At 47.9% G+C, this 8780-nt stretch carries 10 protein-coding genes and 1 tRNA gene; 4 read left to right on the forward strand and 7 right to left on the reverse strand.

From position 1 onward, the window contains the following. Positions 1–87 precede the first annotated feature (87 nt). Together RMO52_RS13245 and bioF are read right to left on the reverse strand one after the other, a co-directional pair. Entirely contained in the window at positions 88–1992 is a 1905-nt protein-coding gene (locus RMO52_RS13245; protein WP_310414908.1) for a hypothetical protein, read from the reverse strand. Positions 1993–2155: 163 nt separating this feature from the next. Further along, complete coding sequence (gene bioF, locus RMO52_RS13250; protein ID WP_310414911.1) at positions 2156–3337, reverse strand: 8-amino-7-oxononanoate synthase; 1182 nt, start codon at positions 3335–3337, stop codon at positions 2156–2158. 54 nt (positions 3338–3391) lie between these two features. On the opposite strand from bioF, the gene psb28 reads away from it, so the two are divergent. From psb28 to RMO52_RS13265, 3 genes are read left to right on the forward strand one after another with little or no spacing between them, the layout of a single operon-like run. Next, positions 3392–3733, forward strand: coding sequence for a photosystem II reaction center protein Psb28 (psb28, locus tag RMO52_RS13255; RefSeq protein WP_309742099.1), 342 nt, complete (start codon positions 3392–3394; stop codon positions 3731–3733). Between the two features lie 3 nt (positions 3734–3736). Beyond that, a complete protein-coding gene (locus RMO52_RS13260) occupies positions 3737–4270 on the forward strand; it encodes a MogA/MoaB family molybdenum cofactor biosynthesis protein (RefSeq protein ID WP_310414914.1) in 534 nt (177 codons plus the stop codon). After that, positions 4267–4716, forward strand: a complete 450-nt coding sequence (locus tag RMO52_RS13265) for a hypothetical protein (RefSeq protein WP_310414917.1) — start codon at positions 4267–4269, stop codon at positions 4714–4716. The genes RMO52_RS13260 and RMO52_RS13265 overlap by 4 nt, the downstream gene beginning before the upstream one ends. Before the next feature lie 105 nt (positions 4717–4821). On the opposite strand, the gene RMO52_RS13270 is transcribed toward RMO52_RS13265, so the two are convergent. The 5 genes from RMO52_RS13270 to RMO52_RS13290 all read right to left on the reverse strand — a co-directional run bounded on the left by RMO52_RS13270 (position 4822) and on the right by RMO52_RS13290 (position 8404). Beyond that, complete coding sequence (locus tag RMO52_RS13270; RefSeq protein WP_310414921.1) at positions 4822–5235, reverse strand: hypothetical protein; 414 nt, start codon at positions 5233–5235, stop codon at positions 4822–4824. Positions 5236–5373: 138 nt separating this feature from the next. Further along, entirely contained in the window at positions 5374–6714 is a 1341-nt protein-coding gene (locus RMO52_RS13275; protein ID WP_310414924.1) for an AMP-binding protein, read from the reverse strand. Between the two features lie 183 nt (positions 6715–6897). Further along, the gene (locus tag RMO52_RS13280; RefSeq protein WP_309745370.1) at positions 6898–7242 is read right to left on the reverse strand and encodes an NAD(P)H-quinone oxidoreductase subunit M; all 345 of its coding nucleotides are present in this window, start codon (positions 7240–7242) and stop codon (positions 6898–6900) included. 218 nt (positions 7243–7460) lie between these two features. Beyond that, positions 7461–8024, reverse strand: a complete 564-nt coding sequence (locus RMO52_RS13285) for a thermonuclease family protein (RefSeq protein ID WP_310414927.1) — start codon at positions 8022–8024, stop codon at positions 7461–7463. 11 nt (positions 8025–8035) lie between these two features. After that, positions 8036–8404, reverse strand: coding sequence for a 2Fe-2S iron-sulfur cluster-binding protein (locus RMO52_RS13290; RefSeq protein WP_309742980.1), 369 nt, complete (start codon positions 8402–8404; stop codon positions 8036–8038). Positions 8405–8663: 259 nt separating this feature from the next. Here RMO52_RS13290 and RMO52_RS13295 point away from each other — a divergent pair. Beyond that, positions 8664–8737, forward strand: a tRNA-Pro gene (locus RMO52_RS13295). Positions 8738–8780: the final 43 nt, after the last annotated feature.

The following is an 8780-nucleotide window of genomic DNA, read 5'->3' on the forward strand; positions in this document are numbered from 1 at the left end:
TCTATGCTTCATACATCAATTCAGCAACGCCGAAGTGCGATCTTTTCTCATACCTTCCACTATCCACTATCCACTATCCACTATCCACTAATCAATCAAACCATTATTCTCCTCAGTTGGCGATGTGGTCGGTTCGGGAATAGGATTGAGTTGTAGCTGCCATTGTTCGACGAGGTTTTGGGCGGCACTGTAGGAAGAAGTATTTGAGGGAATGACTTTGGCGATCGCAATTGCGCGGCGAAGATCGCTGGTGGCGGTGCTTTGAGCTACTTCCAGCATTTGCGACCCCCAGTTATCCATTGCCAGTCGGGCTTGGGAGCGGAGTGAAGAACTCTTGGGTACTCTAGCGGCGGCTTGGATGGCACCGAGTAGCGCTTCGGGCGTACCGCCACTTGCTAATCTCTGAGCAGCAGCCAGATTCGCTGTTGCTTGAAGTTGGGCTTGCCAATCGTTCACCCGTTCTTGACTTTGAGCGGATATTGCGCGTCCCCTACCGATTCGTTGCGCCATATTCACCGCGCCAACGAGATCGCCACTGCTAGCCAAGGCTTCCGCTTGAGCGAGGATCGGCCCATCTTCGGCGCGTTGCAAGTCGCCAGTCCATTGTTGAATCTTTTGTCGTGCTTGGGGATAGAGGGCACGTCCCGGACGGATTTGACCTAATTGGGCGACAGCTTTTTGGACTCCTCGGACGGTACCGCTAGCGGCTGAAGCGTCAGCCGCTGTGAGGTATGGTGTATCCTGGACTGTTTCGATCTGAGTGCGCCATTCGGTAGCGACTTTGGCGGCTTCTTTGCCGCGCGGATTGCTAGCGGGGATGCGCTGAACTTCACTAATTGCCATCTGGAGATCGCGGACGGTACCAGTACTAGCTAAGCTCTGAGCATGTTGGAGCGCGGCGAGATCCTGAATTTCAAGTTGCCAATTGGCTGAAGCTTGCTGAGATTTTTGGTAGAGCGAACTCTCTGGTTTGATGCCTTGAATGAGGGAGATAGCTGTTTCTAGTTCTGAGATACTCGAATTGACTGTATGGGACTGAGCTTGAGCGAAACTGATGAGATCTTGGAGTTCGGCTTTGGTGGTAGGCGCGTCGGGGGTTTGAGTGGCAATTTCGAGCGCACCCTGCCAGTCGTTTTTATCGAATTTTGCTCGCGCTAGCTTGAGCATTTGGATGGCTACTTTGTCGATAATAGTTTTGGCTTCGGTATGTGCAAAACTTTTGGGGTCGATTTTATTTGCCATTTCGACAGCTTTGAGCAGCGTTTTGACCGAATCACTCTTGACTAGTTGCCGCGCTTCGTCTAGTTTGGCACTATCAGCTTTAGCGATCTGGACTAAATCGGCTAATTCTTGATACTTAGTCATCGCCCAGTAGCGATTGTTGAGGCGCGTCAATCTGACGGCGACGGCGTAAGCATTCACCCACTTGGAACTATTTAATAATGCCCTAGTTTCCCGATCGAGTGCGACTCCTTTTGCCCAAGTTTCCTGCCATTGTCCCAGACGTTTAGACACGATTTTATAAGCCGGAATACTGGTGGGGACTTGCTTGGCAGCATTCACCGCTTCTTCATATTTGCCCTCTTGATAACTGGCTTCTGCTAATCTCAAAATCGCCAGCGACCAGCGTTGGACGTTGCTATCGACATAGTTGCGTGTCGGATCGTTGGGGGCGACATCTTTGACTAGGTTCAGGGCAGCTACTAAGTCTGGTAAGGTTTGTTTGCTGGCGGCAAGTTGTCCGCAATAAACCCGTAGCGATGGTGAAGACATAGGGACGAATATTTCGGGGCAATTGGGGACTGCTTTGGGATTGAGCAGCAAGCCTAATGCTAGATATACTAAGCCGCCAGAAATACCGAGGGTAATAATTGCCCAAAACACCCAACTTCGGATAAACGACAGTCGCAACCACGGGGGCATCTGGTTTACTAATTGTTTAGTAACCTGATTTGCTTGTTCAAAATCGAAGCGGGAGTTTGGTTTTGCCAAAACTGAAAAGAGGGTAGTTTAGGAGGGGAAAGGGGGAAAGGGGTTTTGATGGCACGAGCGATTGATGTTTAAGTAAGCTATTTCCCCAAAATAGCAGGAGAGCCATCTAGTATCGCTGTGAGCTAGTAGCGCGATCGCGGACAAATTTTAACCATATCTTAGCTTATTTAGGTTCGCAAAATATTTGGGCGAGCGCATTGGCTAATTGCGCTAATTGTGACTGTTGATGAGTCGCCATTAGTGAGAGTCTGATCCGGCTCGTAGGGACGGTGGGCGGGCGGATGGCGGGGGCAAAAATTCCCAATTGTTGCAGTTTACTCCCAATGGCGATCGCCGTGTGGGCATCTGGCAGCTCGATACAGATAATCGCTGAAGCGGAGGGAATTAGCTTTAGATCGGGGATTCGCTCGGTTAAAAGCTGTTTCAAGTAAGTAATATTTTCCCATAATCGATCGCGGCGCTGCGGTTCGGTGGCAACGATGTCGATCGCGGCAAGGGCGGCGGCGGTGTCGGCAGGCGATAATCCGGTAGTATAAATCCAGCTCGCACACCGATTGGTGAGAAAATCGATCGCGCTAGCACTCCCGGCGACATATCCGCCCAAACTGCCGAGGGCTTTACTGAGCGTACCCATCACGATTAAATGTTGTCCCACTAACCCAAAATGTTCGACAACACCCGCCCCATTTATGCCAAACACGCCTGTCGCATGAGCTTCATCGACTAACAACATCGCGCCATAGGCATTGGCTAACTCCAAAATCGCTGGGAGCGGACAGATATCGCCATCCATACTAAATACCGTATCCGTCACAATCAGACACCGCCGATAACTGGCGCGATGTAACTCCAACTGCGCACGCAGATCGGCAACATCGCAGTGCTGATATTCAATAATTTTTGCCCCACTTAACAGCGCCCCATTCTTAATGCTCGAATGGTTCGATCGATCGCTGAGGATCGCGTCCTTGCTGCCCACTAGCGCCGCGATCGTCCCCAAATTTGCCAAATACCCCGAACTAAAAACCAAGGCGGCTTCAGTGCCCTTTAAACGGGCGATCGCGGCTTCGAGATCTTGGTGGAGCTGGCGGTGTCCGCTCGTTAGGCGCGAACCCGTCGCCCCCGTACCAAATTGCTGCGTCGCCGCAATCGCCGCTTGAATTAACCGCTCGTCCCCAGCCAAACCCAGATAATCATTACTGCCAAAGTTAATGAGCGATCGTCCGGCGATCGTCACTTGCGTCCCAGCGGTACTGGAGATCGTCGTCGGCGAGCGATGCCAATTTGCCTGTCTAATCGTCGCGAGCGCACGATCGATCCACGCGTAAGGATTTAATTGATTCAAATTTGGAACTCTCGATCGACTAATATATGAAAATAAACTTATCTCACCTTATTCATGGCAGAAATTCAGTTTTCCCGAGGCACCACCGAACCTGTTGTTCCCGATGTTCGACTCACCAAATCTCGCACTGGCCAGCAAGGTAAAGCCTCATTTTACTTTGAAAAACCCGCAATCTTGGGAAATGAAGTCAATGAAGAAGTCACTGGACTGTACATGATTGACGAAGAAGGTGAGATTATCACGCGGGAAGTCAAAGCAAAATTTGTCAATGGCAAACCCGAAGCACTCGAAGCGATCTATATCATGAATTCTACGGCAGAGTGGGATCGATTCATGCGCTTTATGGAGCGTTACTCGGCAAGCAATGGCTTGGGATTTAAAAAAGCTGAAGAATAGCCCATGCTCGATCGATCGCCCAGCATCGCCGCTGGATCTGCGGCTCAACCCCATCCAGATCCGCACCACATTAGCATTATTTTCGCGGTCATCACGGTCAGCGATACTCGTACGCCCGAGACCGATCGCAGTGGTGCCCTCATCCAAGAACTGCTACAATCTGCGGGACATACGATCGGTAAGTATCAGATTATTCCGGACGAATCGCCCCAGATTGCGACGGTTCTAACTAACATGCTAGAGCTGCGATCGATTCAGGCGATCGTCTTTAATGGTGGTACTGGCATCTCGCCCCGCGATACCACCTATGAGGCGATCTCCAGCCTCCTCACCAAGACTTTGCCCGGTTTTGGAGAGATTTTTAGAGCGCTGAGTTATCAAGAAATCGGCTCGCGGGCGATCGCTTCGCGGGCGATTGCAGGTACCTACGATCGGCTCCTCGTCTTCTCCCTCCCCGGCTCGCAAGGTGCTGTAAGATTAGGGATGGAAAAACTGATTCTGCCCGAATCGATCCATTTAGTTACTCAACTAAGATGACATCTGCAAAACCCGATAACAAGAGTCAGCCTAAACCCCCAACTCCCAAGCCAAATAATTCTAACGGTTGGTTATCTTGGGGTTTCATCTGTTTGCTAATTGGCGGCACTATCGCCGCTAGAAATGTCTTACTTGTCGATAACGATCTCGAAATTAAAACTAAGTTTGCTGGACAAAGTTGGCAGCTAAATTCACGATCCATCAAAAAATATGCCACGGATATTAGCATAGTTAGTCGTCAGTATATTCAACCCCTGTGGACAAATCTAGCTCAACAATCCACTCACCTGATATCTGAAGCGAAGAATGCCGTTACCGAGCAAAACTGGTGCATTTCGAGCGCTAACCCTTCAACTAGCTCAGCGGATTCCAAAGCTGGCAAAATAGATCGAAAACAGCCGCTTCCAACTCAGCCAGCAGCCGAGCAGCGGTGGTGTATTAAATAAGGTGTTAGGTAAGAGGTAAGAGTTTTGCACACGCCTCTGTTCCCCAACGGCTTGAAGCAACAGCCGTTTCATCTACAGCATGTCCACCATTTTGAATAGCTTGGGTTAACCCCCAGCATCAAATAGAAGCTGAATCTTGTCATCGAAGTTGAAGGTGTTCAAAACCCAACCCGTGGGAGTTTTATAAAAGTAGAATGTCCATCGAGTGATATGCTTTTCAAATCGCTGCACCTGGATAATCCGATAAAAGCTCGTACCAACCTCGTCTTCGCGGATGAATTCGTACCCAACACTCTTGCCAAAACGCTGCCCGAGCTTCGGCATTTGCAAGTTTGTCTGACTCACCATTTCCTTGAATTCGGCATCGGGAATTATCAAATAAGGCTTTGCTAGACGTAGCCCTGCTTCCGCATCTCCTGCGGCGATTTTGGACATGATGCTATCTGTAAGCTGTCTTGCTTCTGGAGTGCCAATTAGACGTTCGGACGCGTTTGCCTGCATTGAAACTGATAGCATCATCGCCATAACTATAAAGAGGTAGCGCAATTTGTTCTCCTAGTTTGACAATTGTGAACTTGAGGGCTGACTATTTAGGATACGCAAAAAAGTATGGCGCGTCAAGAAAAGACAGCAAACCAAGATAATGAGTGGAGATAATTATCGGGCTGCTCTAGCGAGGTTTTCAACTTCATTAGTCAACACCTTTCCTAAAGAATTGCGAGGAATGCGATCGACACTTACCCAATATTTCGGCAGCTTATACTTACTAATTTTACCCGCGATCGCTGCTGATAATATTGCAGCGGAAACGGGCAGTTCACGGGCTACATATACAGCGGTGACTGCTTGCCCCCAATAGCAATCTGACAATCCAACTACCCACACATCGGCAACCAATCCAGTTGCCATAATTACCTCGACAACCTCAATCGGATAGATATTTTCACCGCCACTAATAATTTTACTACTATTTCGATCGACAATCGTTAGATAGCCATCTTTATCGATCGTCCCAATGTCATCTGACTCGAATTCAAACTGTCGATCTAAATCGGGAAAATAGCCCAACATTAATGAAGTAGCTTGAATCTGAATCGAGCCGAATCGATCGCTTTGTGGCGTGTTATTAGTAAGCTTGCTATCAGATTTTATGCCGATTTTAGCATGAGGCAAAGCCTTGCCACAACTGCGATTTCCCGCCAAGAATTCTGCTGGCTTGAGACTGGTAACTTGCGAACCAGTTTCAGTCATCCCATAGGTTAAAGCAATCGGTAGTCGAGCAATTCTGGCACTATTGAGTAGTTCGGAACTTGGTGGCGCACCCCCAAGTAAAATTGTGTCAAATCGAGCCAACCATGCAGAATTAAGTGCTAATAATTTTGCCAATTGAGTCGGTACTAATGAGATAAAATAATGCTCTAATTCAAGCTGTTTGGTGAGTACGACTGGATTGGCGCAAAGCTCATGAAAATCGACAATAGCGAGCTTACCACCAGTTAATAGCGATCGACATAATTGCATCAAACCACTGACATGATAGAGCGGTAGAGTACAGACAGTATTAATATGCTCTAGTTCATAAAACTCTTGAAATCCCCTCACCGTAGCACTTAAAGTTTCCCAGCTATGAGTCGCAAATTTGATGATTCCCGACGACCCTCCCGTCGGTATCATGATGAGCTGTTGATGCTGCGTGAGATCGAGTGTGGTTAACTTCGATATCTGTTCCCGCTCCAAAGTACCCCAGCCAGGATTAGCCAAAAAAATCGGTAAATTTAACTTACACCCAGCCATCAACATCGCAATAAATTCAAGCGGATCGGATGTCGCGATCGAGGTAAAATGGGGTCGTTCGATCGCACACGCAGCTAATATTTGCTCGGCTCGATCGATTACAGCCTTGCCATCCGTACCTACCAGCCAGCCATCATCCAAACGTTGACAACATCGATCGTATATCCACTCCCCAGTCGCGCCGGACTTTGGTAAATTAAACATTGCTAATTAGAATAAGCTTGTGGTTTAGCACTTTACTCTATATATTGGTGCGATCGCCAAATATCCAAAAAACTACCCCCAACTACTTACTTACACGATTGTAGAAGAGGGAATAGGAGATATAAAGTTGAGTAAACGAGATATAGAGGTGTCTAAAAAGCAATAGCACAGTAGTAAACTGAATTAATCAGCGGTTTTACTGACTACTTGGGGTAAACCCATGCTGTAATTTAACACTCTACTGTCGAGATTATAACCGATCTCACCCTTTTGGAGCAGATCTCTGACAAAATGTTCCAAATCCGAGCCGATGCGGCGCAAATTATACTCAGTCAGATCGGCACCACTGTAAGACTCAACCAAGTCATCAAATTGTCCATAAATCTTACGCAGTGCGTCCTCACTCCACACCAGCTCATTATCAGGATCGACATCTAGCGTCAGCGCTTGTTCGCTCGGTACGAGTTCATTTTTCTTTACCTCGGCAGTGTAAATATGGATATGACGAGTTGTAGATTTTAGTAGCATAATTGGGAGGTAGGAGATGGGAGATGGGAGATGGGAGCAGAACTTGATGAATAGTATCGATCGTCTGGATGGAAAGTTCTCAACCGATCGATTACAGACTTTTAGACAAGTTATTCTTAAATAATCGATCGAGATATATCTATTGTAGATCGGGACTGCTCCCTGCATTTTATCAAGCACTCAACTCCCAACTCCCAACTCCCATCTCCCATCCCTCCTCACCGCTCCTCCTTGCGAAATTGAGATGGACTCATCCGCATCGGGCGTTCGGGATTCCAGATCCCCACACCCATAATGCGGGCATATTGACTCCCCTGAATAAATCGATCGCGATATTTAATCCCACGAGCATTGCCAGTCGCACCACTGCGCGTAATTGCCAAAACATAGCCATCCTCGATTAGCTCTTGATTGAGCAAGCGACCATCTTTCCACAAATAGACATACTTGCGCCCGTATTTATCAGCCTCAGCACCATCTAATTCGATACTGACACTACCCTTACCCGCCGTACCGATTAATTCTTCCAATCTTTGCTTGGCTTGCTTTCCCCAGGGTTCTTGCCCCAGATCTGGAGCATCGATCCCGATCAATCTCCCCTGTTGGAGCATAGGTGGCTGTTGAGATTTATCTACCCACTCGATCGAGTTACCACTAATCGTGCGGCTCACCTGTACCGTGGGATACGAAGGCGGCGCTGTTTGACAGCCCCCCAGCAAGCCTAGTCCAACTAGTTGCCACCATCTAGATCTAGCTTTGCCGCTCATCATCAATCTAATCATTTACCCTACCATTACTCTTCATCCAAGTGCAGTCCACGCTTGACTTTACCCTTGCCGAAATATTGCCCAAACTGAAGCTCGTAGACTTCATCTTCAGTTTGAGTTTCGACTTCTAAGTCAGAGCAAGCATAACTCACACACAATAAGGCATAACCCTGGCTTTGCAACTGTGGCGACAATCCCATCGCCTCTGGTTGCTCTAGATCCCCAGATTTAACACGCACAGCACAAGCAGTACAAGCACCATTGCGACAAGAAAATGGTAATCTTACACCACGATCTTCAGCACTTTGAAGGATGTATCGATCGTTCGGTACCGTGACTTGATGGTAAGTCTCCGTTTGACAATTATAGATTTTGACTTGATAATTGCGAGTCATGGTGCATAGCTATGGGCTGACGTGGGGACTTCGAGTGGGAATCCATATGGATCTTATTCTCTATCTTGGCACGTCCTGATGAAAATTTCTGGGCACCCATATCCGTTTTGGCACAGACGGCGACTTTACACACTTAGAGCTAAAAATTGACAGCATACTCGATCGCCAACCTTAATTATTTCTGTTTAGCCTGTAATTAACAACCGATCGCCCGAAGCTTGCCTAATCATTCTAGATGAGCTATGATTATAGACGGCATCGGGACGTAGCGCAGCTTGGTAGCGCACTACTTTGGGGTAGTAGGGGTCGGAGGTTCAAATCCTCTCGTTCCGATTTGATTGAAACATATTGCTGGCAAGGCTTTTAGGAAACAAAC

Source organism: Chamaesiphon sp. OTE_8_metabat_110, assembly GCF_031382685.1.
Taxonomy (GTDB): domain Bacteria; phylum Cyanobacteriota; class Cyanobacteriia; order Cyanobacteriales; family Chamaesiphonaceae; genus Chamaesiphon.